This window comes from Pseudomonas sp. TWP3-2, assembly GCF_049897765.1.
In the GTDB taxonomy this organism is placed as follows: Bacteria; Pseudomonadota; Gammaproteobacteria; order Pseudomonadales; family Pseudomonadaceae; genus Aquipseudomonas.
This window is the reverse complement of sequence record NZ_JAFCWW010000005.1, coordinates 1-26550: the sequence shown is the minus strand read 5'-3', so window position 1 is coordinate 26550 and position 26550 is coordinate 1. Positions and strand designations below refer to the sequence as shown.

Here is a 26550-nt window from a genome sequence, read left to right as displayed (position 1 = left end):
AAATACATTCCTCAAATCACAGCGCACAGCCCCTCAGCACGCCACGAGGAACTTGAGCAAAAGAGGTATCCACAGCTTGGCGCGGCGGTGACCAAGCGCGGTGACCAGCATCAGTGACCACCTCCGCTTTCCCTGTCATCGTCGGCACGGAGACCCGTGACTTGTTGCCACTCAGGTTGCCAGGGTATTCCGAGTTTTTGGGGGCCATAAAAAAGAAACAGGCGCCCATACCGACGCCGTGTAACAAGGCAGGCTGTTACAGCCCCTGTTACAGCAAAACACGCTGTTTCACGTAGCGCTTCACGCACAGATATCGCGCACCCGAGCCGCGTGAAAAACCACAAAGTACGCAGGCTGGTACGCGCCATAAGTACGCACTCTGGTGCCCGTGCCGATCAAGTTCGCGTTCGAGGTTCGCACCTCCAGTTCGCACCCGCCAATGCGAACCCTGCTGTCGCTAACCAGCGTGGTTACTACGAAAAGTTACCAGAAAGGTCGGTTGCCAAGCGTCATGTTTCCACCATGGTTTCCACAGAAAGTTGCCACTCAGAACTGGCAACCTTAGGTCCCACCAACATTGCTTGGTCGGCAGAATGAGACTGCTGATTAACTCTGGTGGATTACGGGTTGACCAGTGTTCCAGCGCTGGCTGTAGTAGCGAGATTGAGTATGGGTACCACACCCGTTTGAGGCATCTGTCCGAACGGCGCACCTTTGTCCATCCAAGCCCGGAAGTCTTGAATGCAGCAGTAACTAACGACTGTTGGCGTCGGCCAAGAGGCATTGAATTGAAGAGCTAGAACAGAGACCTTTTCGTGCATGCGGATTCGCAGCGACTCATATCCGGGGCTGGCGAAGTAGCTCTTGATCAATGGGAGCAATTCATCCTCCTTCCCCAGCCGGGGATGCTGAAAATACCAGCCATGATTTTTGAAGATTTGAGCTAGGCGCTCCGCCAGTCCAAAGACAAAGGATGGCAGGACAGAAAGCGCTCTGCATGCATCGCCTAAAATTTCCAACGTGAGAGGCAAGTCGCCGCTTTCAATCTTTGCCCACGCGCTCGGAGTGATTCCTACGCAGTCGGCGATCAAGCCGGGGTGAATATTACTTTCAAGACGGATCTCTCTAAGCGTGAGCAAGATTAAAGTGGTGCTGCTGGCGTTATATTGCATGGGAAGTCGGCGATCCTAGCTGAGTGGAGTGTGTCCTTACGAGAAATGTAAGCTCCTTGAGAAAACGTTCAAGATAAATCCTCCCCTCCCCGCGAAGCGTTGAGACTGGAAGGGTCACCTGGAAAATTTGGGGAGAGACACCAATTTGGGTGCCTGACTTCAATAAGGTTAAATGACTCAGGTCTGGCTGCGAAACACCACCATGTAAATGTTCGATTCATCAGTTGATCGACGCTTCAAAAACTGGGTGGTGGAAATGCCACTCTGTGGAATTTTTACCACCTCACACTGATGTGGAGTCGGCCAGAATTGATTCCTGCGCCGGCTATACACAACCCCCTTGGCATCGCTTAAACAATGGCTATACACAACCCCCCGGGCATCGAGCATTTCCAGTGACTCGGAGTGCTCGTCGGCGAGTGAGCAGTGAGCAGTGAGCAGTGAGCAGTGAGCAGTGAGCAGTGAGCAGTTTGTTTCATGCCCCCGATCGAACCATCGCTGCTACGCTTTCATTTTTCTCGAATGGAGTCGAAGCGATGCCCACCCCCGAATATTCTCTCCCAGATGTCCTAGAGCGCATGTATCACAACCAACTTGCCTTGGAAGCCTCGCTAATGGAGCTGACTCTGCTAGTCGAAAGCCAGGGGCATGCCGACGTCGGCGACAATATCCGGAGCACGCTGGAGACGATCGGCGAAAACGCCGGGCACATCAATCAAGGTTTCGCCCGACTGAAAGCACAAGAGGCGCAGTAAGCAACCCCGAGTCAGGAGTGCATATGGACGATGACTGCGAAGTGGTTTTCGTAGCAGGCCTGGGCAAGATGCTTGGCCGAACTGAGGCATCGGTCAGAGAGGGGATTCGCCGTGGCGTCGACTGGCTGCCCAAGAGCTTCAAGATGGGCTCCAGGCACTGCTGGTTAAAGGAGGATGTGCGGGAGTTTCTGCGGGAGTGCCGCGATGGGGAAAACAAGGCGCCGAAGATTGGTCGACCACGGCAGACACCGCCAACGCTGAGAGGTATCAGAAGATGACAGAAAACATCGATCGTTTTCTGCGCCTCCAGGAAGTGCTTCACATCACTGGTCTCAGTTGCGCCACGGTTTATCGCCGGATGAAGGAAGGCACGTTCCCAAAACAGGTCAGGATAGGCCCCAACTCGGTGGCCTGGCGACAGTCAGCAATCGCTAAATGGATGTTCGATTTGAGCCCAGTCGGCGATTGAAGGCCTGAAGATCGCGATGTAGGACAGAAACGAAAAGCCCGGCGCTTTGTCGGGCTCTCAACGCCAAATGCCTACGTTACTTCAGACTTTTTGGGGCATACATTGCGCCAATCTGTAACGCCTCGGCTTTGCCGCCAGTGAGCTGCGGCGCTTTTTTCAGAATGTACTCGGGAAATTTCGTGACCAGGTAATCGTATCTGAACCAGCGGCGAAATTCTGCGAGAGCGCCGTTTGGGTAGGCGCTGGCATCTTGCGGATTACTTTTTGATTGAGGATATCTGGCGGGGTAATGGTGCTGGCATGAAACTCTCTCCCCAAATATCGAGGAGTAGTTGAATTCTTTCCAATGCTTTGCCCACATGAGGCCGACGCTGATATCAGGAATCGTTTTATGATTCACGGTGAGATCGGCGTTGATCAAATCAACAATAAGACCCGTTATCTCATTGAAAATTATGAAATAACCAAGTGGGGCGGCGTTATTGAGGATTGAGACTCGCTCGTGGTGGAATTGCCATTTATCACCTGGGCTGTAGTTAAGCGACTCGTAGATGAAGCGTCGAAGACCCAGCGCCGCAAAACTCCGGTAGTTATCCGTAGCTTGCTTATTGGGCGATCTAGTTTCGAACGCGTAATACTCGAGAATTGCCATACAGACGACGTCTGGGTAGGCGTAATGCGGGCTGCCGTCTCGGACGGTCTCGATAAAGAGCGAACGATCAGTGTAGCCGCGGCCGAACAAATACTCCCTGATGAACGAGATTCGATCCTTGGACATGACTACATCATCGAAGTGCTCAACCCACTCCTGAGTAATCTCTTGGATAGCGCTTCGTGAAGCTCCAGTTACCAGTGCCAGCCCGCGCTGAGTGAAAAAAGGGATTCCGTTCTCAAGAACGCCCATTTCAATCCCATTTACATCACCTTGCACCTCCACGCCGAGATCAAGCTTGATCTGTTGAGGGGTGGCCTGCAAGCCTTTGCTTTTCATAGTCAAGTCCTTGATAAATATGATTAAAATGGCGGCCTGCTAGGGATTTATTTTAGCCTCGGACGTCTACATTTCCCCGCCACGCCAGATAGCCCCGCCCTAGCGGCGGCTAAAGCAAATGGCTATCTCAGCTATATATAACGCGAGCCAAAATGTAAACGAACAAACTGAGGAGCGCGAAAAATGCGCTATTTGACCGTCAGAAAGTTCGCCAGCGAGTCTGGATATACAGAAGCCGCCGTGAGATCGAAGATCGCTGACGGAACCTGGAGGAAAGACTACGTTTGGCGGAAGGCCCCTGATGGGCGCGTGCTGATCGACGTCGATGGCTACGAAGTTTGGGTAGAGATGGGCGCACCATCCAAGGCTTATCGCGCGAACAGGTACCGGCCGGCAACAAGCCCCGCGCCGCTGATGAACAAAGGACCAAGACCGGGAAGTCCAAAGCCGCTTGTGTGATGCCATTCGTCGGAGCGACCCATCTCATCTAATGGTCACTTTGAGCGCCTTCCTTGGCGAAGAGAAAACGGCAAAAATCCACCTAGCAGCAAGCGCCATGTATCCCCACATGTATCCCTTGCACAAAAGCAAAGACAAATAATCAATAAATACAGATCTTTAGGTACTAAGTTCAAATGTCTGTGTACCACCAAGTACTAAAAACGGCTTACCGAAAGGTAGGCCGTTTTTTTATGCCTGGAGAAAAGTATCGTCTCTCACACCTCGGGCGGTTTGCGTCCTACACGGTCGATCGATACAGTCCGTCAGATCTTTCACCCCACGGACGGAGAGCCCCGCGTGTTTTCAGCCCTGTCGCTGCAACGTTTTCGCCTGCCAGCCCTGACCCTGATTGTCAGCGCTCTCACCCTCACAGCCTGCAACGCCCCGCCCTCCTCCAGCCTGCCGCTAGCCCCGGAAATTGCTTCTGGTTATCGCTCCGACCTGCAGACACAGCAGGCCAGCAAACACATGGCCGCCGCTGCCAATCCTCTGGCCGCCGAAGCTGGGCGCGAGATGTTGCGTCAGGGTGGTTCGGCGATTGATGCAGCCATTGCGATGCAGGCGGTGCTGACGCTGGTCGAGCCGCAATCCTCCGGGATCGGTGGTGGCGCGATGATCGTGTTGTGGGATGGCAAGCAGGTGCGCACTTTTGACGGCCGCGAAACCGCCCCGGCCGGCGCCACCGAGAAGCTGTTCCTGCAAGCAGACGGTAAACCGATGTCGTTCCAGCAAGCGCAGATCGGTGGCCGCTCGGTCGGTACGCCAGGTGCAATGCGCGCGCTGGACCTGGCGCATAAAGAGCATGGCCGATTGCCGTGGGCCAAGCTGTTCGAGCCGGCGATCAAACTCGCCGAGCAAGGCTTCGAGATTTCGCCGCGCCTGTATCAGTCGCTGGTGTCCGACCCAAATGTGCGGCGCTCGTCGGACATGGCCGCTTACTTCCTCAACAACGATGGCAGCGTCAAATCGGTCGGCACTCGCTTGAAGAATCCGGCCTTGGCTGCCGTGCTCAAACGCATCGCCAAGGAAGGGCCGGACGCGCTGTACAAAGGCCCGATTGCCGAGGAAATCGTCGCCAAGGTTCAGCGCCATGCCAACCCCGGCAGCCTGTCGCTGAATGATCTTCAGCACTATCAGGCCAAGGAGCGCGCGCCGCTGTGCACCGACTACAAACGCTGGCAGGTCTGCGGCATGCCGCCGCCGTCGTCCGGTGGTATCGCAGTGGCGCAGATTCTCGGCACCTTGCAGGCGCTGGAAACCCGCGACCCGCGTCTGGCGCTGGCGCCGCTCAAACCTGGGAAGACCGATAAACCGGCCGGCATCGAACCTGCGCCCGAAGCCGTGCACCTGATCGCCGAAGCCGAACGCCTGGCCTACGCCGACCGCGCGCAATACGTGGCCGATACTGACTTCGTGCCAGTGCCGGTCAAAGGCCTGGTCGATCCGGGTTATCTGGCCAGTCGCGCCAGCCTGATCGGCGATCGCAGCATGGGCACGGCGAAACCGGGAACGCCGCCGGGCGTAGAGGTCGCCTACACGCCAGATCGCTCGCCGCTGCGCATTTCCACCTCGCAAGTTGTAGCTGTGGATGACCTGGGCGGCGCAGTCTCGATGACCACCACCATCGAAGCTGCGTTCGGCTCGCACCTGATGGTTCAGGGCTTCTTGCTGAACAATCAGATGACCGACTTCTCGTTCATCCCTGAAGAGAACGGCCAGAAAGTCGCCAACCGCGTCGAACCCGGCAAGCGCCCGCGCTCGTCGATGGCGCCGACACTGATCTTTGATCGCCACAGCGGTGAATTCGTCGCCACGGTCGGCTCTCCCGGCGGCTCGCAGATCATCGAATACGTGGCCAAATCCACCGTCGGCCTGCTGGACTGGAACCTTGACCCGCAACAAGCCATCAACCTGCCCAACTTCGGCAGCCGCAACGGCCCGACTGAACTTGAACAAGGCCAGTTCAGCCCGGCGCTGATTCAGGCGCTCAAGGACAAAGGGCACACGGTGAATGAGATCGACATGACCAGCGGCACCCAGGCCATCGTGCGGGTCAAGGATGCGCAGGGGAAGGTCTCGCTGGAAGGTGGGGCGGATCCACGGCGTGAAGGGGTTGCGTTGGGGGATTGAGGCACTACGCAAATGGAAAAGGCTTACCGCGAGGTAGGCCTTTTTTATTGACGATGAATACGCTTCCGATGTTTCACGTCGCCTTTTCCCACGCCGGAGCAATTTGATCCGGGATAAAGTCTTCGCACTGTTATTTCCAAGGCAACTCCTTCTCTGGATGCAGTGATCATCTACAGCATTCATCGATGCCGGTAACCACACATCCAGTATTCATCTATAGACTTGCAGCAGTCCCACAGCGGGACTAGGATCATCCCATGAGAATCATCGCCATCAGTCAGCTAAAGAGTTTTTGGGAGCGATATCCGGAATCAGAACAGTCTTTGCTGGCGTGGGTAGACGAAGCAAGGAAAGCGAACTGGGCGGCGCCTGCGGATATCAAGGCTCATTTTACTGGTGCGAGCATTCTGAAAAGCCGAAGAGTCGTATTCAACATCAAGGGCAATTCATATCGCCTGATCGTCGCCGTGGCATATCGCTTCGGTGCGGTGTACATCAAATTTATTGGCACGCACAAGCAGTACGATGCCATCGACGCTGACAGTGTCGAAATGGAGTAACCCATGAACATTCGTCCAATTCATAGCGAAGAAGACTACCGTGCAGCGCTCAAAGATGTGTCTGCACTTTTCGAGAACGAACCAGAACCTGGCACTGCTGAGGGTGATTACTTCGACATCATGATCACTCTGATCGAAGCGTATGAGACCAAACAGTTTCCGCTCGATTTGCCGAACCCGATTGATGCAATCAGGTTTCGCATGGAGCAGTCGGGCCTCTCGGCCGCAGACCTCGCTCCGGCTATCGGCCGTACGAATCGCGTTTATGAAGTCTTGAATGGCAAACGTGCATTAACGCTTCCAATGATCTGGAAGCTGCATGAGCTGTTCGGAATTCCTGCGGAGAGCTTGATCAAACCCATGAAGTTGATTTGATCCGTTTGAAGTAAAAGAAGGAGGCTGGCGTGCCAGCCTCCGGTTCGCTCAATAGTGAGGCATGCGCGGGGAAATCACTTGTGCATCAGGGTTCCATATTCCCCTCCGCCACACGAACCAGAAGATCCCCCGGCTGACAGTCGAGGTACTGGCAAATGGCGTCTAGCGTCGCCAGGCGCAGGCCTTTGACCTTGCCCTGCTTCAACAGCGACAGGTTGGCCTCGGTGATGCCGATGGCGGCTGCAAGGTCTTTGGATTTGACCTTGCGCCTCGCCAGCATCACGTCCAGTTGAATAACGATTGGCATCAATACCTCAAATAAACGTACGGTTTTCGCGGTCCACTTCGCTGGCCTGCGAGAGTATCCGGGCAATCACCGCAATACAGGCCGCGAGGAACAGCGCGACGAAGGATGGCGCGGTGACGCTCAAGGTGATCAGCCGTTCACCGACCGGCGCATTTTGCGTGACCCACAGGCTGAGCAACGGCTCACAGAGAAAATCCAGCAACACCCAGATCGCCACAGCGCGCCCGACTTTACCCAGATGAACCGCCGTCTCACGGGCGAAATATTCTCCCCGCGCGTAGCTCTGAAACAGCCGACGTAAATGATTCAAACCGGATGCCAGCGCCAGCAGCGGAATACTCGACAGCACGATGCCACCGAGTTTCTGCCACCACGGGAACAGCGCTGCACTATCCGCGATTTGCGAAAGCTGACGTTCTGTCAGCGCAAAACCCAGTCCCCAACCGTCTTTCCCGGCCAAGCTCGGGTAGAGCCACAACGCAGCATTGAGCAGCAGCATCACGACGATCAGCAGCAGCGTCACTGTTGCCATACGCCGACTGAAGCAGGCGAGTCCGTTATTGGTCATGGGAAAGCCTCACAGGAAAGAAAGTGACGGCCACCTTAACCCATTAAATTATCGAATAACAATAATTAATTACTGCAAGACATTAACAAAAGTCATTCACTCAGCGTCTTGCCGTCCACCGGATCACCAATCTTCAGAAAGTGCCCGCCCGCTACATGGTGCAAGGTGCGCAACTCATCATGCCCCTCGAAATGCCAACGTCCCTCGCTGAAAACCCGCTCATCAGCGTGCGCCGCAATCACCTCGGCGAGGAACAGGTCGTACTGTTCATGATTGCGCGGCTCCGGCAGCAAACGGCATTCCAGCCACGCGACACAACCGTCGAGCAGCGGCGCTTCTACCAGATCGCCGGCGAAGGTTTCCAAGCCATAGGCCTGAAATTTGTCCTTATTCTGATCGCGATTGATCTCAAGACCAGAGGTCGAGCCAACGGTCTGCACGATGTCGGCCTGACTCACGCACGGCACGTTCAGCACGAAGGTGCCGGAGGCTTCGAGCAACTGGCGCGTCCAGGTGGATTTGTCGAGCACGACAGCGACTTTCGGCGGCTCGAAATCCAGTGGCATCGCCCAGGCAGCGGCCATGATGTTGCGCTGGCCGTCGTGGGCCGCGCTCACGAGTACGGTCGGGCCGTGATTGAGCAAGCGGTAGGCTTTGTTCAGGGCAACCGGGCGGCGGTGGAAATCGCTCATGGGGATCTGCTCCGGGGAAAAGGAACAGATTGTAGCGCCAGAACTGCTGGCGAAAACCTCTGTAGGAGCTGAGGTTAAATCAAAATCAAAAGATCGCAGCCTCGTTTCACTCGACAGCTCCTACGGAGATCTGAAGGTCAGTTGGACAATTGGTTGGCGAACTGCCCTACCGCGTTCACCACTTTCTGCGCGCCGTCCTGAATCTCGACGATCACCGTGCCCGCCTCTGCCGCCAGCGCCAACCCTTGCTCGGCCTGGAGCTTGCCGTCGGTCATCAGGGCCACGGCGTTACGCGCCATGTCCTGATTCTGCCGCACTACGCTGACGATCTCTTCAGTGGCCTGGCTGGTGCGCGAAGCCAGTTGCCGTACTTCGTCGGCCACTACCGCAAAACCGCGGCCCTGCTCACCGGCACGCGCTGCTTCAATCGCGGCGTTGAGCGCCAGCAGATTGGTCTGTTCGGCAATTCCGCTGATGGTTTTGACGATGGAACCGATCACCTGCGATTGCTCGTTCAATGCTTCGATACCGTCGCCGGCAGTCTGCATATGGCGCGACAGGTCGCGCATCACTTTGACTGCTTCGGTCACCACGGTGGTCCCGCGCTGGGCGGTGCTGTCGGTCTGCAGCGAGGTGCTGTAGGCGATATTGGCGGCTTCGGCGACGGCTTGTTCCTGATTGACCTGATCGGTGATGACCGTGGCGAACTTGACCACTTTGTAGAGCTTTTCGTTGGCATCCAGCACCGGGTTGTAGGAAGCCTCCAACCACACCGTACGACCATGGCTGTCGACCCGTTTGAAGCGGCCGGCAACAAACTCACCGTTGTTCAGACGACGCCAGAAATTCTGGTATTCAGCGCTGTTGAATTCCTGCGGTTCGCAGAACTGGCGGTGATGCTTGCCCTTGATCTGCGCCAGACTGTAACCCATGCCCTGCAGGAAGCGGTCGTTGGCGGTCAGAACGTTACCGTTGAGGTCGAACTCGATCACCGCGGTCGAACGCACCAGCGCGCCGATCAGGTTTTCATGTTCGCGCGAAGCTTCGATGGTGCGGGTCAGGTCGCTGGAGAAAATCGAGAAATGCTTGATCCGACCATCCGAGGAACGCACTGGCTGCACAATCGAACGCAGCCACGCTTCTTCGCCATTGCCGCGCGACAGGCGCACTGCACCGGCAAAGTGCTCGCCTCGGGTCAGGGCAGCCTTGAAGCGATGGTGGAATTCGTCGGACTTCACATGCGCCGGCACGATGTCGTCGATGCCGCGGCCGATCAAGTCATGGCCCTTGTAGAGCATCTCGCTGAGAAAATTCTGATTGGCCGACTGAATCCGCCCGTCAGGCTCGAGAGTCAGCACCAGCATCTCGCTTTCCAGGCTTTCCTTCACTTGCACAAGGCTGGAGAGTTCTTCACGAAGAGCCGCCAGCTCTTGCTTCAGGCGTTTGTTGAACATGGGAAGGCACCGATTGACCAGGTAGAAAGCGGGTATGCAACCTAGCCATCGGCCTTGCAGGGGTTTTCTGAAGAGCGCTTTTGCGCTTGTCCTACAAAAATACTTGGGTTTCGTCGGATCAGACAGTTCCGGCCACTTGGCATTGGCCGGTGCGCGGCATGCGCGCGCCGAAATACGCTGCGCTGGCGAAACCGACCACGCCCATCACCGCGCAGAACATCACACAGATCCAAGGGCTCCACGGCATCAGACCAATCAGCAGTAGCGGTGAGACGCTCGCCCATGCCGCGTAGGCAATGTTGTAGGTGAAGGAAATGCCCGACACGCGAATACGTGCGGGGAACAGACCGACCATCACCGAAGGCACCGCGCCGACCACCCCGCAGCAAAGACCGGCCAAGGCATAAGCCAGACCGACCCAATCGCCGCCACTGATCAGGCAGCTGTAAAGCACGCCGATGCCCAATGGCAGCAGCAGGCTATAAAGCATCACCGTGCGCCAGGCACCGATGCGGTCGACCAGCCACCCGGCGATCACGCAGCCAATGTTCAGGAACACGATGCCCAATGCGCTCAGCGCGAAGGTGTGGCTGGCAGTCATGCCGAAGGATTTCTGCATCATGGTCGGGGTGATTACAACAAACACCACCACCGCCGAGGTCAGCACGCAGGTCAGCAGCATGGCCGGCAACATCGCCAGACGATGTTCGCGCAGCACCGTGCGCAGCGGCAGTTCGACCCGCACCTCGCGCTGCGCCTCCATGGCGATGAACACCGGCGTTTCGCTTAGCCAGCGACGCAGCCAGACGCCAATCACGCCGAACACGCCGCCGAGCAGGAATGGATAGCGCCAGGCGTAATCGAGGATCTCCGCAGGCGTGAACATCTGCGCGAGGAAGGTCGCAGTCAGCGCGCCGATCAAGTAACCGAAGGTCAGCCCGGCCTGCAAAAAGCCCAGCGCATAACCGCGATGCCCGGTCGGTGCATGTTCGGCGACGAACACCCAGGCGCTCGGCACTTCACCGCCCACCGCCGCGCCTTGCAGAATCCGCAGGGCCAGCAGCAACAGCGGGGCGAAGTAACCGATCTGGGCATAAGTCGGCATGATCCCGATCAGCAGGCACGGCAGCGCCATCATCAGGATGCTCAGGCTGAAGACCTTCTTGCGCCCGAGGCGATCGGCGAAATGCGCCATCAGAATCCCGCCCAGCGGCCGGGCCAGATAACCGGTGACAAAGATCCCGAAGCTTTGCAGCAAGCGCAGCCATTCGGGCATTTCCGGCGGGAAGAACAGCTGGCTCAGGGTCAGGGCGAAGAACACGAAAATGATGAAATCGTAGATCTCCAGCGCACCGCCAAGGGCCGCCAGGCCGAGGGTCTTGTAGTCGGAACGGCTGAACGGCGCCGGTCGGGCAGAGGGTTGGGCAGTCATGGCAAAGAACTCTGGCACAGGCAAAAAACCAAGGCGCACATGGTCTACGCAAATGCGCCGGTGGACAACCCGTTAGACCATAGTCACGAATCGGCAAAACGCAGTCACAAAAAAACCTCGGTTGATTTACTGTTGGCGCCTGTCTGACGGGCCTGTTGCGCCCTCAAGACCACAATAAACATAAAAATCCGAGGTACTCCCGTGGCCGTTGATATCGAAGATAGCCGCTCTGCGCGCTTTGCCTTGCGCTGTTCAAGTTTTGCCGAACGCTGGTTTCCCGATTCGTGGGTATTCGCCGCTCTGGCGGTGATCATCGTGGCGCTGGCCACCTTGGCCATGGGCGCCAAACCGACCGCTGCCGCGATGGCCTTCGGTGACGGCTTCTGGAGCCTGATCCCGTTCACCATGCAAATGGCCTTCGTGGTGATCGGCGGTTACGTGGTCGCCAGCTCGCCACCGGCCGTGAAACTCATCGACCGCCTGGCGCGCATCCCGAAAAACGGCCGCTCCGCCGTGGCTTGGGTCGCGTTGATTTCGATGGTCGCGTCGCTGTTGAACTGGGGCTTGTCGCTGGTATTCGGCGGCTTGCTGGTGCGCGCCCTTGCCCGCCGCACCGATCTGAAAATGGATTATCGCGCAGCCGGTGCCGCTGCCTATCTGGGGCTTGGCGCGGTGTGGGCGCTGGGTTTGTCGTCCTCCGCCGCGCAGTTGCAGGCCAACCCGGCCAGTCTGCCGCCATCGATTCTGTCGATCACCGGGGTGATTCCATTCACCCAGACGATTTTCCTTTGGCAGTCCGGGGTGATGCTGCTGGCGCTGGTGGTCGTGTCGATCATCATCGCTTACGCCACCGCGCCCGGCCCGAACTCGGCGCGCGATGCCAAGGCCTGTGGCATCGACCCGGCGTTCAACCTGCCGCCGCTGCAACCGCGCACGCGTCCGGGTGAGTGGCTGGAACACAGTCCGCTGCTGATCATTCTGCTGGTGCTGCTGGCAGCGGGATGGCTGTTTCATGAGTTCTCGACCAAACCGGCGATTTCAGCGATTTCCGGGCTGAACACCTACAACTTCCTGTTCATCATGCTCGGCGCACTGCTGCACTGGCGCCCGCGCAGCTTCCTCGATGCGGTGTCGCGCGCGGTGCCGACCACCACGGGCGTTCTGATCCAGTTCCCGCTGTACGGCTCGATTGCCGCGCTGATGACCACGGTCAAAGGCACTGACGCGCAGACGCTGGCGCATCACATCTCGACCTTCTTCGTCAGCATCGCCTCGCACGACACCTATGCGCTGCTGATGGGCGTGTACTCGGCGATTCTCGGCTTTTTCATTCCGTCCGGCGGCGGCAAGTGGATCATCGAAGCGCCGTACGTGATGCAGGTTGCCAACGACCTCAACTATCACCTCGGCTGGGCGGTGCAGATTTATAACGCCGCCGAAGCCCTGCCGAACCTGATCAACCCGTTCTACATGCTGCCGCTGCTTGGCGTGCTGGGGTTGAAGGCGCGGGATCTGATCGGCTTCTCGTTCGTGCAGTTGCTGGTGCACACGCCGCTGGTGTTGCTGCTGTTGTGGGCGCTGGGCACGACGTTGGCATATACGCCGCCGGTGATGCCGTAAGCAAAGGAATGGCACCTGTTCAGCAACAGGCGCCAGCCATGGCTGACGATTCTTTTCGACTCTGCCCACTAGACCGCTGCGCATCCCTGGTTTCAGTATGTACCCGCCCCGCAACCGGGACTCACGCTGAAAAGGATCTGAGCATGTTCAAACTCGCAGGACTCTCCTTGGCCGCGCTCACACTGAGCGCCGCCGCCCACGCCGATGTCGACCTGAAACTGGGCAGCACCGAGCGCGTTACCCGCCTCTTCGCGTATCCAAACAATTGCAGCGTGATCTGCTTCCGTGACTGGACGCTGGAGCAGACTGTCACGCATTACTTGAGTCAGAGCGTGCAGCGCGACGGTTACCCCGACGCGAAAGTGCTGGTGAAAACCGATAACGACCAGCTCTATGCCGAAATCACCGGCGTGCCCAAGGGCTACGAAAAACCGTTGGCCGCACTGCTGGATGCCGGGGATCTGGCCTACACCGGCGCCAGCAAACTGAATGCCGATGGCAAATGGGCCTTCAACTGGTATCTGTTCCTGCCGCTGGGCATGGCGCTGGAAAACCGCAAGAGTGTCGAACTGTTGCACTTCCCTCCGGATTACTCGCTGACTCAAGCACAGGATTATCTGCGCTCGAATACCACCGACCGCTGGGCCGATCTGCTGACCGACAACGGCATCCCGGCCGACCAGACTCCGGCCTATCAGACCATCATCGACATCGCGCCGATTGCTGCGCCTGCCAACGCGGGCAAGGATCTGGAAGGCACCTACGACTACTTCAAGGATTATCAGACCACGATGGTCAAGCAGGTCAGCCAGAACGCCAGCGGTACGGTGCTGCCGATGGTTGCGTTTGGTGCGCCGGTGCGCAACTGGATCAAGCAACAATACGGGCCGACCGTGAGCGTGCTCGGTCTGGCGACCATCAGCCCGAGCGCGGGGGTGAAAGTGCCGGTGCTCGGTTCGAACCACCCGAGTTACATCTGGTACGTCGCTGATCCTGAGAGCTATACCGGCGACGATGCCCAGGCCAAGGCTGACGCAGCCGGTTTGAAAGTGATGGGCCAGGATCTGAGCGCTGCCTGCTGGCAAGCGGGGATGGGCAGTAAACCGGGCAGCGATCCGAAAACCCTGCTGAACAGCTGCACGCAGACCTGGCAAGTGACGCAAAAGGTCAAAACCTGCGAGCTGTTCTACACCTCGATTCGTCATTCAACGGCGGTGCAGGCAGCGGCTACGTGCGCCACGCCACCCATCAAGGCCCAGCTGCAACAACTCAAGGCGCCACTGCCGGAGTCGGCAGTTCCCGCCCCGCATATCTGATACGTGACGCTGCCTTCCCGTGTCAGCTCAGGCTGACGCGGGAAGTCGTCTTTCACGCCTGTCAGATCTGACAGTAGACCGTTGATTCCGTATAGGGGATTCTTGGATCCAATAACTGTGTTGCAGGACTGACAGGACGTCAGCCTACGGAAGTCGCAACACTCCCAGGACAGGGATCGTTATGAACACTGCCGCGTTGCAAGGTCACCCACCCCCGCCTTCGGAAGGGATCTACCTATCCTCCAGGCTTCCCGTTCGCCTGGGATTTCCATCGGCCAAGGATTTCAATATCGTCCGCGATGGCCAAGGTATCGCTACGGACGTCGTCGCGTGTCGGAATTTTTTGCGCATCAGCCGCATGTGCAGGGTTTCCGGACAACTGGTGCCCTACCCCTGCCAACGCTCCCGACAAATGGCGCCGGGCGTCCACATTTACGATCCGCGCTTTTTTGGACTGTTCAGACATTCCTGCTATCCAAACGTGTTTCTCGACCTTAGCGAATTGTGGCTGTGGGCGCTGATCGACATTCACCCAGGCGACTCGCTGACCATGGACTACGCGGCAACCGAGGGCAAACTGCGATGCCAGTTCGCCTGCGGTTGCGGCGCATCATGTTGCCGCGGCTGGATCTATGGCTTTGATGAAACACCCAACGCCGAGGGCCAGCGTTTTTTGCAAGACTGGCGTAAACAGGGTTTTCGCTGAGCCGCCTGGTTACGGCGCGCCAACCGGACGCAACCGATACTGCGGCGGCAATTGCTCAGGACCACTGATCGTCGCGTTGAGGCTTTTCCAGCGCCCGTCCTTGATCCCGTAGATGCAGCCGTGGATCGACAGGCTCTGTCCGCGATGCCAGGCGTTCTGCACAATGCTGGTGTGGCCAACGTTGGCCACTTGCTGGATCACGTTGAGTTCGCACAGGCGATCAACTTGCTCCTCTTCGGTAGGCAGCTTGGCCAGCTCTTCGCGCTTCTCGTAGTACAGATCGCGGATCGACCGCAGCCAGCCGTCGATCAGGCCGAGCTGACGATCCTGCATCGATGCACGCACGCCGCCGCAGCCGTAGTGGCCGGTGACCAGGATGTGTTTGACCTTGAGCACGTCGACTGCGTACTGAATCACCGACAGGCAATTGAGGTCGGTGTGCAGCACTACGTTGGCCACGTTACGGTGCACGAACAGATCGCCCGGCAGCATGCCGACGATTTCGTTGGCCGGCACCCGCGCATCGGAGCAGCCGATCCACAGATACTCAGGGGTCTGTTGGCGAGCCAGCTTGGAGAAAAAATCCGGATCTTCCTGCTTGATCGCCTCGGCCCAACGTTCGTTGTTATCAATCAGGTCTTGTAATTCGTTCATGCTGTGAGCCCTCAAGAAAGATGCGCAGGTATGACAGACGACCGCCCTTTGGGGTCACGCAAGGATTGTCGGTGATTTCGTTGGAATTTCTCGTGAGCCCGGTGAGTCCACCTAGTAAGGCCCACAGTATGAGGAATTGCCATGACTGATTCACGACGTCCGTACGATGCGGTGCAACCGGAACCGATCGATGATAACGAAGACCGCATGGGCTCGGTGCGGGAGCTGGATTTTGACGACGGCGATGAGTCGAGCGCGAAGATCGGCGATGAGTTACCGGAAGGTGAACGCGAGCGGTTGATGCCGGCCGAACGTGTGCGCGAAGCGGGACTCACTGGTGCATCCACTTCTGACCACGAAAATACCGACGATGATCTGAGTCCGGAAACGCTGATTCGCGAGGATGGCGCCAGAGACGCGCATGAATCCGGAGAAGACAATCCGGCAGACTGGGATTTGAGCCTGGTCGATGAAGATGACATCGGCGGCGGCAATGGCCTGGATGAAGCAGAGCTGGCGCGGCGCGAACCGTTGGACGGCAACCGCTGATCTCCAGCGCCTGATTGGACGCCATCGCGGGCTTGCCCGCGATGTTTTTAGGTCAATCGACGAGGGTGCAGGCCATGACCACGGCATCTTCGCGCCCACCCACCGCCGGATAGTAATCCCGACGCCGGCCGATCTCGTTGAAGCCATAACGCTCATACAAGCGAAACGCCGAGCGATTACTGTCACGCACTTCCAGAAAACACTCACGCGCCTCAGCCGCATAAGCGCGCGACATCAGATGTTCAAGCAACGTCAGCCCCAGCCCGCGCCCCTGATTTTCCGGTTTGACCGTGATGTTCAGCAGGTGCGCCTCATCCAGAATGATCTGCACCACGCCGTGCCCCACCTGCTGCTCGCCTTCGAACATCAGCCAGATCTGGTACTTGCCCAGTCCGTCGAGAAAGATCCCCCGCGTCCACGGATGGCTATAAGCCGCGAATTCGATCTTCAACACAGCGTCGAGGTCGGCTTCGGTCATCGGGCGGAACGTTACAGCGTCACTCATTCGATTCTTTCCAGCGCGCCATCAGCCGACGCATGGCTTGCCACACGGCGGCTTTGCGCTGTGGCTCTTCCATCAATAATTCCAGCCCCGGAACGGCCCATGCCGTACCCAGACCTTCGATCTGCAATTCATTGTTGAACGCCTCGGCGTCTACCTCGCCAGCAAAACGTACTGCGGGCAGGCCGATCAACCACAGGCAGGCGCAAGGTGCGGTTTCCATTTGTACTGAAAGGAAGCCTTGCACGAAATCCCGCGCCGCTTCCGGACCTTGATCCATGTTGCCGCGCACCAGTAATGGCCAGCGCACCGGCTCACCGACAATCTGCGGTGCATCCGGCAGACCGGCGGCGCGCAGCATGTCTTTGAGCAGCAGATAGGCAGGGTCGCGGGTCTGGAACGAATCGCCTGTGGGTAACTCCACCAGCAGCAGACATTTACCGGCGCGCAGCAACTGCAGGGCAAAACGTGGCGGCGGCACCGGCGCCGGTTTGGCGACTACGGGCGCGTCGTCCACAGACTCGACCGCTTTCGTCGGACGAGCGGTGGACGGCGTCGGACGCGGCACTTCGATCTTCGCCCGCTCCGCCGGGCGCGCGACCGGCTGCACCGGAGCTTCGGCCTGCGCAGCCGGAATCGGCGGCGCCACAACCTCAGGTTCGAGGATTTCCAGCAGCTCGGGCCGCGACGGTGCGGCGAAGGGCAATTCGGTGCGCGGCAGCCAGTTGACCACCTGCATGGCGTTCAAATAGGCGCGGCGGCGGGACTCGATAAGCAAGGGTCGGCCACTTGTGGATAACTGAAGTGCGCCGATTCTACCGCCCTTCGCTGAAGATCGCTTGCGGTTGATCGATACCTTTGACGCAAAGAAAAGCGACAGCCCGTCCCGAGAGTGAATCGCATCCTTCGTGATGCAGTACAATCGCGGCTTTTAATCGCCAACCAGCCGGCCATTCCGATGATCGAACCCAAGCGCGTCTTGCGCGCCCTCGCTGAACACTGGGCACTTCTGGAGCCACTGTGCGAGCACTTCGACCAAGGCACACTGAGCCTCAACGAACTGCGCACGCAACTGGCCGCCCAACAACTCGACAGCACGCCGCAGGACATCACCAGCCTGCTCGACGTGTGGATTCGTCTCGACATTCTGGTACCCGTGGCGAAAAGCCCGAACCGTTTCGAGCTGAACGCGCAGATTCACGACTTTCTCGCCTACCTGCGCCGCGAGCACCGTCTCGGTCTGTGCCTGGAGATTGAAGCCTACCTGCGCCATCTCGAACGTCTGGCCGGTTACATTCAGGACGCGTTCGACATCCGCGATGGCAACGATCTGGCGCGCCAGTTGCGCTTGCTCGACATGCGCGTGCGCGACGTATTGAAGAAACTCGACAACGACGAGCAGGCGCTGGTGGCCGTGGCTGAACGGGCCAAGACCAGCGACCGGCAGATCCCGCTGCGTCAGCGCTACGCTGAAGTGCTGGCGACCTGGGACGAATACGTCGAACCGATGATCGATCTGGTGAATGCCGACGGCGCCTTCGAGCAAGGCGTGCGCAAGGTCGAAAACGTGCTGCTGAAAATGCTCAGCGAACAGCAACGCCTCGGCCATCTGGTGGATGACGACATGCTGCTGCGCACCCACGCGCGCATCCTCGAAATGCAGACCAGCGCCCAGTTGACCCTGCGTCACGCCCGCGAATTGCTGCTGCCGTTGCGTGAAGAAGCGCGCCGGCACAACGCCGTGACCCGTGGCGCCGCACTGGCACTCGCGGCGATCCGCCGTAAAGGCATCGACGCCGTGCCGCAAGCTGCGATGCCGCTGTTCACCCGACCGCAAAGCACCTTCCTCGGCAGCGCCAGTCAGGTCGAAGCCTACGTCTACGCCCTTGCGCGTTTCGAGCCGAAACCGGCGCGTTTCCCCAAGGCGCACAAGACTCACAAAGGTGAAGCGCCACGCGCGCCGCGCACCGTGCGCGAGATGCTCGAGCGCTGCGAAGACGCCTTGCCGATGCCGGATTTGATGGTCTGGCTGCTGGAACAGGAACCGGACGGCGCCACCGACGAATTGCTTTATTGGTTCTCGCGCCTGTCGCGGGAAAAACGCTTCAAGCGCGAGCGTCTGGAACGCCGCGATTACCACACTCATGAGCACCAGGTCAGCCTGCGCTCCTTCGCCCTGCTCTCGGCCCGCGACACCGCCGCCGAGGATTCTGCGAGCATCCCCAATGCATCTTGATCTATCCGAACTGTCCCAACTCGCGCCGATTTTTCGCGAGCTGTTCAAGGGCTACCACGTCAGCCGCCGCGACCCGGAGCTGTACGCGCAACTGTCGAACTTCCAGGATCAGTACCGCACGCTGTTCAAGGCGCTGGGGTTTGAACTGGTCTGTGACACCCGTGGTTTCTACTACTTCGTGCCGGATCTGGCCGCTGCTGCGGTGAACAAGACTGCGCAGCGTCTGGCGCTGTTCACCTTTATCGTGGTCGAGCATCTGGCCGATCAGGGCCGCGACCCGATTGCCGTGCTCGATGGCGGCAGCCTCGGCCGCGAGGAACTGCCGTCGCTGCTGGAAAAGTACCGCGACCTGTTCATTCAGGCCGAAGTGCAGACCGTTGAAGAGTTGGAAGAAAAAATCATGCGCCGCATGACCCAGCTCGGTTTCGCTGGTGAAGAGAACGGCGTGTACCGTTTCCTGCCGCCGATGCACCGTTTCCTCGACGTGTGTCTGTCGGTGCAACAAGACCGCGATCTGGCGGCCAGCGTGCACAGCGTTCTGCCGCTGCCGGTTCCGGTGCTGATCGACGATGAAGCTGATGCTCGATTGCTGGAAACTGACGATCCGCTCGACTTGAGCGAATTTTCCGAAGAGAGCGAAGAAGACGCACTGGCCCGCGCCATTGCCGAAGAACAGGAGACCGACGCATGAGCCAGGAACGCTACGGCATCCGCCGCTTCGCCCTTTTGAACACCGCCGGTTACAGCCTCGGTCTGTTCCCGCTGGAAGAACCGCTGTCGGTTTACGGCGCGAACAACCTCGGTAAATCCGCCTCGATCAACGCCTTGCAATTCCCGATTCTGGCGCGCATGTCGGACATGAGTTTCGGCAAGTACAGCCTCGAACAATCGCGGCGCTTCTACTTTGCCTCGGATACCAGTTACATCCTGGTTGAAGTGAATCTGCCGCACGGCCCGCACGTGATCGGTGTAGTCGGTCGTGGCCCGGGCGGCGGTTTCGGCCACCAGTTCTTCGCTTACGCCGGCAAGCTCGATCTGGCGCACTATCAGAAAGACGACACCTGCCTGCGCCAAAAAGAGCTGTTCAACAACCTTGAGCGCGAAGGCCTGAAGGCCTATGAACTCAAACCTGACGAACTGCGCCGTTTGCTGGTTGGCGGCCACACTTCGATTCCGCTCGACCTGACCCTGATCCCGCTGCGCTCCACCAGCGAGCAGAGCCTGAAGACCTTCCGCGCACTGTTCATCAACCTGCTGCACATGCGCGAAATCACTGCGGCCAAGCTCAAGCAATTGTTCCTTGATGCCTTCGAGCACAGCCTGCGTTCCGGTAGCGTTGATTACATCGCCGCGTGTGAAGAAGCCTTCCGCGACGTACGACGTATGGAGCAGGACTACAACTCGCTGGTCGCTGCCGGCCCGTTGGTCGAAGCCTTGGCCAATGGCGTAAAACAGCGCGACCTGCTGCGCGGCAAACTGCATCGCCTGTCACCGCTGCTCGACTCGCTGCTCGGTACCTGGTCGGATTACGCCGGTGCGCGCAAGGAAGAGCTGACGATTCAGGCCGAGCACTACCGTGGCGAGCAGGACAGTCTGCAAAACGATCAGCGTGGCGGTACCCAGGAACTGATGCGTCTGGAGCGGGAAATCTCCGGCATCCAGCGCTGGCTCGGCGAACTGTCGGTGCTGAAGAATCGCTTCGCGCTGGTCGATGACGTCAAAGTGCTGGAGCAGCAACTGTTGGCGGCCAAGGATGCTCACGATGAACTGGCCGGTGCGCTCGCGCAGTCCCGCCAGTTCAGCGCCGAGGATCTGGAAGAGCGCCTGCGCGATCTGGAAAAACGCCTGAAGTCGGTGAAGCAGCAACTCGATCACGCCGACAACAACAGCTACGCGCATCTGCGCGAAGAGTTTTCGCAGCAGGACGTCGAGCGCCTGATGCGCCTGTTCAACAGCGCGCTGTTCAGCCTGCCGCTGGGCGAACACGGCATCACCCTCGACGAGAACGGCGAGTGGGTGAAATCCATGGAGCTGATTCTCGACGCGTTCAAAGGCGAGCGCTTCGAAGTGCCGGGGCTGTCGATCGACCTGTCGAATATCGAGCCGCCAGCTCTGCAAGCGCTGGCCGACCGTGCGGCGTTGCGCGATCAGAAAGAGCGTCTGGACAAAGAGCTCAAGCAACTGAAAACCCAGCAAGCCGTGGCTGCCGACCGCGCCGCGAGCAAGACCCAGACCGAAGCGCTGTATCAGCAGGTGCTGGATGCGCAGAAAGCCCTGGAAGACTTCCGTCGTGCGCAGACGCTGAGCGCCGAAGAAGGCGACAAACTCGAGCAACTGGCGCAGATGGAAGCCGCGCAGGACGAACTCAAGCGCTCCAGCGATGCGTTCACCGAGCGCGTCCAGCAACTGTCGGCCAAGCTGCAACTGGTCGGCCGGCAGATCGCCGACATGGAAGCCAAGCAACGGACCCTCGACGATGCACTGCGTCGTCGTCAGTTGTTGCCGGCGGATCTGCCGTTCGGTACGCCGTTCATGGATCCGGTTGACGACTCAATGGACAACCTGCTGCCGCTGCTCAACGACTACCAGGACAGCTGGCAAGGCCTGCTGCGCGCCGATGGCCAGATTGAAGCGCTGTATGCGCAGGTACGCCTTAAAGGCGTGGCCAAGTTCGACAGCGAAGATGACATGGAGCGCCGTCTGTCGCTGCTGATCAACGCTTACGCGCACCGCACCGACGAAGCCCTGACCTTGGGCAAGGCGCGGCGTGCAGCGGTCACCGATATCGCGCGCACGCTGCGCAACATCCGCAGCGACTACGACAGCCTCGAGCATCAACTGGCGCTGTTCAACCGCGAGATCAACAAGCGTCAGGTCTCGAACCTGCAAAGCTTCCGCATTGTGCTGGCGCCGAACAAGGAAGCGCTCAAGCACATTGACCAGATCATCCACAGTGCCGGTCAGTACGAAGAAGGCGAGACCCTGTCGGTGTTCGACCTGAGCCAGAGCGCGGAGCAGGACAACAAGAACGAAGAGGCCAAGGAGTATCTGGCACGACTGGTTGCGGCTAACCACAACCAGCTCGGTCTCAAAGACTTGTTCGAGCTTGCGTTCGAGATCACCAAGGTCAATGGCCAGCCGGTTATCCACACCGACATCGATGGCGCGGCGTCCAACGGCACCACCATGACGATCAAGGCGCTGACCAACATGTATTTGTTGCTGCACTTGATGGATCGCGACCTCGCCGGCCGCGTGCGCCTGCCGTACTACCTCGACGAGGCGGCGGACATCGACGAGAAAAACCAGGCAGCCTTGCTGGAAACCAGCCTGCAACTGGGCTTCGTGCCGATTCTGGCGAGCGTGAAGCCGCAGGTCTGCGCCAGTGTTGCGATTGACCTTGAAGGTGGCAGCGGTCCGGCCGGGATCTACATTGATGAGTCGGACTGGAAGTACATCCGTCGGCATGATGCGGTGAAGGCTACTGTGAATGTTGCAGCGGATGAACCGGAGCTGGATGCGGTTTAACTGACACGCGCAAAAAAAGGGCCGCGATCTGATGGGATCGCGGCCCTTTTTTATGGCTTGGGATTTGTGCTGAGTTTGAGGCCCTCATCGCTGGCAAGCCAGCTCCCACAGGTTTCGTGTCGAGCACAGGGTTTGTGTACACCGCCAATCACTGTGGGAGCTGGCTTGCCAGCGATGGCGTCCTTCCAGACGCCGAATAACCTTGAGGTTACTTACCGAGGGAGATCTTCGGCGCCCAGGTCAGCCATTCATCTTCAAACTTGTCGAACAACGGGAAGGTCTGCTCCGCGCGAGCCGGGTTACCCATGCGCTCGCCGTCCGGCGTGGCGAAGGCGATGCCGCCCTGAATCGCGGTTTCCAGAGACTCCGTACGGACCGTCAAGCCCTGGAACAGGCCGATATCGAAACCGACACCGCTGGTGTTCCAGAACCGCGTACCGCCGCGCACCAGTGGCGCGTATTTCGGCTCGATCAAAATGTGCACCAATACGCGGTCGGCAGTTTGCCCGAGTTCATAACCAGTGACTTTGCCCACAGTGATTTCGCGGTAAGTAACCGGCACGCCCGGCTTCAGCGAACCTCGACGCGCGGCGCTCAATACCAGACTCAAACCGGCTTCCTGTTTGATGACTTCCGGCGGACTGGCCAGTGCGACGAAGTTCTTCTGCGGCCCGAGGTTCTTCGCGGCTGGCTGCACTTCCAGATATTGCCCCGTGACCAGGGTTTCCAGATTCGAAGTCTTGATCAGACCCAGCTCCGGTTTGACCACCCAGAATTGACTGCCGACCCGGGCAATGCGCTCCGGCACTTCGGTGATGCGTGCAGTGAGGATCACTGATTGCAGATCGTCGGTCAGATCTACGCTTTCGATCTTGCCTACGTCGAGCCCTTTGAAGCGCACCGGCGTGCCACTGCGCAGACCGTCAGCACGATCGACCTTGATCGTGACCACGGCACCCTTTTGATTGGCTTCGTCATGATTGGCGAACAGGCGGAAGCGAGGAATACGCTTCTGCAATGGCGCCTTGGCTTCCGGCGTCTCAAAGGCGATACCACCAGCCATCAGGCTTTGCAGGGATTCGCTTTTCACCTGGATGCCGCCGGTCAAGCCGCCGGTCAGCGTAATGCCGCTGGCATTCCAGAACCGCGTCGAGGCGTTGACCAGACCTTCGTATTCTTTCTCGATGTGCACGCCGATGACCAGCTGCTTTTTGGTCCGCGAGAACTGGTAGCTCTGCACCGAACCGACCTTGACCTGCTTGTAGAGGATCGGGCTGCCAACCTCCAGCGAGCCGAGATTTTCCGTGAACAGCACCAGGTGCAGACCGGGCGAGCGCAGATCCAGCGGCGGCGCTTTCGGCCGGGCTTCGAACTCACGCTTCGGGGCAGCACCTTTGTCGCCCGGGCGCACGGCGATGTAGTTGCCTTTCACCAGAGCTTCGAGACCGGTGATACCGGCCAGGGAAATCGACGGTTTGACCACCCAGAATTGCGTGCCGTCGACCAGATAATCTTCAGCCAATGGATCAAGGGTCAACTCGGCAGTTGCGCTGTTCAGATCCGGATCGACCTTCAGCGCTTTCAGATTGCCGACCTGGATGCCTTTGTACATGACCGGTGTGCGGCCAGCTTGCAGACCTTCGAAGTCGCTGAGTTTGACCTTGATGCGGATACCGGCGGCGGCAGCGTCGAAGTCTTCGTAGAGACGGAACGGCAGGCTCGGATCGGTCGGCGGACTGTCCTTGCGATTCTCCGGCGTGGCGAAAGCAATACCGCCGGCGACGATGCTGGCCAGCGATTCGCTACGGACTTTGACGCCGGACAGGTTGGCGTCGATGCTGATGCCGCTGGCGTTCCAGAAACGCGTGTGTTTGCGCACCAGTTTGGCGTAGGTCGGCTCGATGAAGACTTTGAGTTCGACAGTGCTCTGGTCTTCCGACAGCAGATAGCTTTTCACCTGGCCGACTTTGATCTGCTTGTAGAACACCGGGCTGCCACGGTTCAGCGAACCCAGGCGATCAGCCTTGATGGTCAGGTGCAGGCCGGGCTTGGAATCAGACAGCGGTGGCTCTTCGGCCAGCGCCTTGAACTTGCGGCTCGGCTCGCCTTCGCCGGGGCTGATCGCCACATAGTTACCGGAGACAAGGGTTTCCAGACCGGTGATACCCGCGAGAGTCACGCTCGGTTTGACCAGCCAGAAACGCGTGCTGGTCTTCAGGTATTGCTCGACGTCCTTGTTCATCTCGACCGTGGCGATCACTCCTTTGGAGTTGCCTTCGTCATCGAGCTTGAGCGTTTTGACCTTGCCGACCGACATGCCTTTGTAGACCACTTCGGTCTTGTTGGCCTGGATGCCTTCACCGCTTTCGAACCGCACCTGAATCTCGATGCCGGTTTCGTTATAGGCACGCCAGCCGAGCCAGCCGCCGATGATCAGCGCAATCAGGGGCAGGACCCAAATGGCCGACCAGTTCGAGGCCGGTCGGGTTTTCGCTACAGGCAAATCAGTCATGGTCGGCATCCGACTCCGTGTTATCCCAAATCAGCCGGGGATCAAAAGTTACTGCGGCGAGCATCGTCAGAATCACCACACTGGCGAAGGCGATGGCGCCAAGATTGGCTTCGACGCTGGCAAGCCGGCCGAAGTTGACGACCGCCACCAGAATGGCGATCACAAAAATATCGAGCATCGACCAGCGGCCGATGAACTCGATGAAACGGTACATCCAGATGCGCTGGCGTGCTGACAATGGCTGACGGCGCTGCACCGAAAACAGCAGCAGCGCAATCCCCACCAGTTTGAAGGTCGGCACCACAATACTGGCGATGAATACCACGGCGGCGATCGGGATCATGCCGTGCTGCACCAACTGGATCACGCCAGACATGATGGTGCTTGGATCACCTTGCCCCAACGAGCTGACCGTCATGATCGGCAGCACGTTGGCCGGGATGTACAGAATCGCGGCGGTGATCAGCAGCGCCCAGGTGCGAACGAGACTGTTCGGGCGACGGGCGTGAACCAAGGCACCACAGCGGGTGCAGGTCTGCTCTTCGGTGCCGGCGTCCTGTTTGTTCAATTCGTGGCATTCGGTACAAATCAGAATGCCTGCATCAATCGCCCGCATGGGCATCCTCTCCTGATAACGCCTGCCAGATCTGATGCGGTGACATCACCACTTCGAGCCAGACCTGAACCAACAACAAGCCGATAAAACATGCCAGGCCGAGGCCGACAGTGATGGCTGCCATATCTGCCAGTTTGACGATCGCTACCAGCACGCCCATTAGGTAAACCTCAAGCATTCCCCAGTCTTTCATGTGGTGATAAATGCGGTAGAGCAGCAAACCGTAACTGCGGCCGACGTTGAAACGAATCGTCAGCAGGACCATCAATTGGCATAAAAGCTTGAGCAGCGGGATCGCCATGCTGCACAAGAACACGATTACTGACACACCTTGCATGCCGGTATTGAACAGCCCGACTACGCCGCTCCACACGGTGTCTTGCGACGATTGTCCGAGTAGATTGAGTTGCATGATGGGTAAAAAGTTCGCCGGCACGTACAGCAGCAGTGCCGCGATGACCAGTGCCAGACTGCGTTGCACCACGTTGTGGCGATGGGCGTATAGCTCATAGCCGCAGCGAGGGCAGAGGGCTTTCTCGCCGCGAGCAAGCTCGGGCTTGCGCATCAGCAAGTCGCACTCATGGCAGGCCACCAAGTCATCCAGCGGTAAATCTGACAGCCCAGGGGCGTCAACCGAATCTGACATAAGGGCTCAGGCTCCGAAAAAGATGGGGTCTATTCTAGTGTTCTGCTTCGAAAATAACTGTGCAATTTTGTTCGCTATTACCAGCAAAAACTTTCCCGCGCGCAAAACAAAACCCCAACTGCTTTCGCAATTGGGGTTTCGGAATTTAATCTTGACGATGACCTACTCTCACATGGGGAAACCCCACACTACCATCGGCGATGCATCGTTTCACTGCTGAGTTCGGGATGGGATCAGGTGGTTCCAATGCTCTATGGTC

General features: G+C 58.6%; 25 protein-coding genes, 1 rRNA gene and 2 pseudogenes. 13 read left to right on the top strand and 15 right to left on the bottom strand.

All coding sequences use genetic code 11. The features are described 5' to 3' along the window. Positions 1-620 precede the first annotated feature (620 nt). Positions 621-1172: a helix-turn-helix domain-containing protein gene (locus tag ACP7EE_RS09545; RefSeq protein WP_426234343.1), complete on the bottom strand. Its 552-nt coding sequence runs from the start codon at positions 1170-1172 to the stop codon at positions 621-623. Positions 1173-1708: 536 nt separating this feature from the next. Here ACP7EE_RS09545 and ACP7EE_RS09540 point away from each other — a divergent pair. Then, complete coding sequence (locus ACP7EE_RS09540; protein ID WP_426234342.1) at positions 1709-1927, top strand: hypothetical protein; 219 nt, start codon at positions 1709-1711, stop codon at positions 1925-1927. 274 nt (positions 1928-2201) lie between these two features. Further along, positions 2202-2396, top strand: coding sequence for a helix-turn-helix transcriptional regulator (locus tag ACP7EE_RS09535; protein ID WP_426234341.1), 195 nt, complete (start codon positions 2202-2204; stop codon positions 2394-2396). A 76-nt stretch (positions 2397-2472) separates the two neighbouring features. Here the strand turns inward: ACP7EE_RS09535 and ACP7EE_RS09530 are convergent, their stop codons facing one another. After that, positions 2473-3387, bottom strand: a complete 915-nt coding sequence (locus tag ACP7EE_RS09530) for a hypothetical protein (protein ID WP_426234340.1) — start codon at positions 3385-3387, stop codon at positions 2473-2475. Between the two features lie 183 nt (positions 3388-3570). Between ACP7EE_RS09530 and ACP7EE_RS09525 the strand changes: the two genes are divergently transcribed. From ACP7EE_RS09525 to ACP7EE_RS09510, 4 genes are all read left to right on the top strand, one after another. Then, positions 3571-3846 carry an excisionase gene (locus tag ACP7EE_RS09525; RefSeq protein WP_426234339.1) on the top strand — a complete coding sequence of 92 codons (276 nt, stop codon included), beginning with the start codon at positions 3571-3573 and terminating at the stop codon, positions 3844-3846. A 339-nt stretch (positions 3847-4185) separates the two neighbouring features. After that, a complete protein-coding gene (ggt, locus tag ACP7EE_RS09520; RefSeq protein ID WP_426234338.1) occupies positions 4186-6018 on the top strand; it encodes a gamma-glutamyltransferase in 1833 nt (610 codons plus the stop codon). A 257-nt stretch (positions 6019-6275) separates the two neighbouring features. Beyond that, positions 6276-6578, top strand: coding sequence for a type II toxin-antitoxin system HigB family toxin (locus tag ACP7EE_RS09515; protein ID WP_426205728.1), 303 nt, complete (start codon positions 6276-6278; stop codon positions 6576-6578). A gap of 3 nt (positions 6579-6581) precedes the next feature. Beyond that, positions 6582-6953 carry a helix-turn-helix domain-containing protein gene (locus ACP7EE_RS09510; protein ID WP_426234337.1) on the top strand — a complete coding sequence of 124 codons (372 nt, stop codon included), beginning with the start codon at positions 6582-6584 and terminating at the stop codon, positions 6951-6953. A gap of 85 nt (positions 6954-7038) precedes the next feature. Here the strand turns inward: ACP7EE_RS09510 and ACP7EE_RS09505 are convergent, their stop codons facing one another. The 6 genes and pseudogenes from ACP7EE_RS09505 to ACP7EE_RS09480 all read right to left on the bottom strand — a co-directional run bounded on the left by ACP7EE_RS09505 (position 7039) and on the right by ACP7EE_RS09480 (position 11406). Then, positions 7039-7260, bottom strand: a complete 222-nt coding sequence (locus tag ACP7EE_RS09505; RefSeq protein ID WP_426205726.1) for a helix-turn-helix domain-containing protein — start codon at positions 7258-7260, stop codon at positions 7039-7041. A gap of 7 nt (positions 7261-7267) precedes the next feature. Then, on the bottom strand, positions 7268-7828 hold the full coding sequence (locus tag ACP7EE_RS09500; protein WP_426234336.1) for a DUF2975 domain-containing protein: 561 nt from the start codon (positions 7826-7828) through the stop codon (positions 7268-7270). A gap of 92 nt (positions 7829-7920) precedes the next feature. After that, on the bottom strand, positions 7921-8520 hold the full coding sequence (locus ACP7EE_RS09495; protein ID WP_426234335.1) for a flavin reductase family protein: 600 nt from the start codon (positions 8518-8520) through the stop codon (positions 7921-7923). A gap of 137 nt (positions 8521-8657) precedes the next feature. Beyond that, positions 8658-9089 (bottom strand): annotated as a pseudogene (locus ACP7EE_RS09490) (methyl-accepting chemotaxis protein); the annotation flags it as partial. Between the two features lie 156 nt (positions 9090-9245). Next, positions 9246-9884 (bottom strand): annotated as a pseudogene (locus tag ACP7EE_RS09485) (PAS domain-containing protein); the annotation flags it as partial. Between the two features lie 208 nt (positions 9885-10092). Beyond that, positions 10093-11406, bottom strand: coding sequence for an MFS transporter (locus tag ACP7EE_RS09480; protein ID WP_426205723.1), 1314 nt, complete (start codon positions 11404-11406; stop codon positions 10093-10095). Positions 11407-11607: 201 nt separating this feature from the next. Here ACP7EE_RS09480 and ACP7EE_RS09475 point away from each other — a divergent pair, with 201 nt between their 5' ends. The 3 genes from ACP7EE_RS09475 to ACP7EE_RS09465 all read left to right on the top strand — a co-directional run bounded on the left by ACP7EE_RS09475 (position 11608) and on the right by ACP7EE_RS09465 (position 15048). Then, the gene (locus ACP7EE_RS09475; RefSeq protein ID WP_420650813.1) at positions 11608-13026 is read left to right on the top strand and encodes a short-chain fatty acid transporter; all 1419 of its coding nucleotides are present in this window, start codon (positions 11608-11610) and stop codon (positions 13024-13026) included. 143 nt (positions 13027-13169) lie between these two features. Beyond that, the gene (locus ACP7EE_RS09470) at positions 13170-14342 is read left to right on the top strand and encodes a hypothetical protein (protein WP_426234334.1); all 1173 of its coding nucleotides are present in this window, start codon (positions 13170-13172) and stop codon (positions 14340-14342) included. 181 nt (positions 14343-14523) lie between these two features. Further along, entirely contained in the window at positions 14524-15048 is a 525-nt protein-coding gene (locus tag ACP7EE_RS09465; RefSeq protein ID WP_426234333.1) for a lysine methyltransferase, read from the top strand. Positions 15049-15057: 9 nt separating this feature from the next. On the opposite strand, the gene can is transcribed toward ACP7EE_RS09465, so the two are convergent. Then, positions 15058-15702: a carbonate dehydratase gene (gene can, locus ACP7EE_RS09460; protein WP_420650816.1), complete on the bottom strand. Its 645-nt coding sequence runs from the start codon at positions 15700-15702 to the stop codon at positions 15058-15060. A gap of 141 nt (positions 15703-15843) precedes the next feature. Here can and ACP7EE_RS09455 point away from each other — a divergent pair, with 141 nt between their 5' ends. Then, positions 15844-16251 (top strand): serine kinase/phosphatase, encoded by a 408-nt coding sequence (locus tag ACP7EE_RS09455; protein ID WP_426234332.1) that lies wholly within the window; start codon positions 15844-15846, stop codon positions 16249-16251. Between the two features lie 52 nt (positions 16252-16303). Here the strand turns inward: ACP7EE_RS09455 and rimI are convergent, their stop codons facing one another. Further along, positions 16304-16756 carry a ribosomal protein S18-alanine N-acetyltransferase gene (rimI, locus tag ACP7EE_RS09450; RefSeq protein ID WP_426234331.1) on the bottom strand — a complete coding sequence of 151 codons (453 nt, stop codon included), beginning with the start codon at positions 16754-16756 and terminating at the stop codon, positions 16304-16306. Beyond that, the gene (locus tag ACP7EE_RS09445; protein WP_426205811.1) at positions 16749-17492 is read right to left on the bottom strand and encodes an energy transducer TonB; all 744 of its coding nucleotides are present in this window, start codon (positions 17490-17492) and stop codon (positions 16749-16751) included. Before ACP7EE_RS09445 ends, rimI begins: the two co-directional genes overlap by 8 nt. Before the next feature lie 219 nt (positions 17493-17711). On the opposite strand from ACP7EE_RS09445, the gene mksB reads away from it, so the two are divergent. The 3 genes from mksB to mksF are packed head-to-tail and all read left to right on the top strand — an operon-like array spanning position 17712 to position 22517. Further along, positions 17712-18989 (top strand): Mks condensin complex protein MksB, encoded by a 1278-nt coding sequence (gene mksB, locus ACP7EE_RS09440; RefSeq protein WP_426234330.1) that lies wholly within the window; start codon positions 17712-17714, stop codon positions 18987-18989. Next, positions 18979-19680, top strand: coding sequence for an Mks condensin complex protein MksE (mksE, locus tag ACP7EE_RS09435; protein ID WP_426234329.1), 702 nt, complete (start codon positions 18979-18981; stop codon positions 19678-19680). Before mksB ends, mksE begins: the two co-directional genes overlap by 11 nt. Then, complete coding sequence (gene mksF, locus ACP7EE_RS09430) at positions 19677-22517, top strand: Mks condensin complex protein MksF (RefSeq protein ID WP_426234328.1); 2841 nt, start codon at positions 19677-19679, stop codon at positions 22515-22517. The genes mksE and mksF overlap by 4 nt, the downstream gene beginning before the upstream one ends. 208 nt (positions 22518-22725) lie before the next feature. On the opposite strand, the gene ACP7EE_RS09425 is transcribed toward mksF, so the two are convergent. The 4 genes from ACP7EE_RS09425 to rrf all read right to left on the bottom strand — a co-directional run. Continuing rightward, positions 22726-25029 carry an intermembrane transport protein PqiB gene (locus ACP7EE_RS09425; protein ID WP_426205717.1) on the bottom strand — a complete coding sequence of 768 codons (2304 nt, stop codon included), beginning with the start codon at positions 25027-25029 and terminating at the stop codon, positions 22726-22728. Beyond that, entirely contained in the window at positions 25022-25645 is a 624-nt protein-coding gene (locus ACP7EE_RS09420) for a paraquat-inducible protein A (protein WP_420650822.1), read from the bottom strand. The genes ACP7EE_RS09425 and ACP7EE_RS09420 overlap by 8 nt, the downstream gene beginning before the upstream one ends. Next, on the bottom strand, positions 25632-26291 hold the full coding sequence (locus tag ACP7EE_RS09415) for a paraquat-inducible protein A (RefSeq protein WP_420650823.1): 660 nt from the start codon (positions 26289-26291) through the stop codon (positions 25632-25634). Before ACP7EE_RS09415 ends, ACP7EE_RS09420 begins: the two co-directional genes overlap by 14 nt. 149 nt (positions 26292-26440) lie before the next feature. Further along, a 5S ribosomal RNA gene (gene rrf / locus ACP7EE_RS09410) occupies positions 26441-26550 on the bottom strand; the annotation flags it as partial.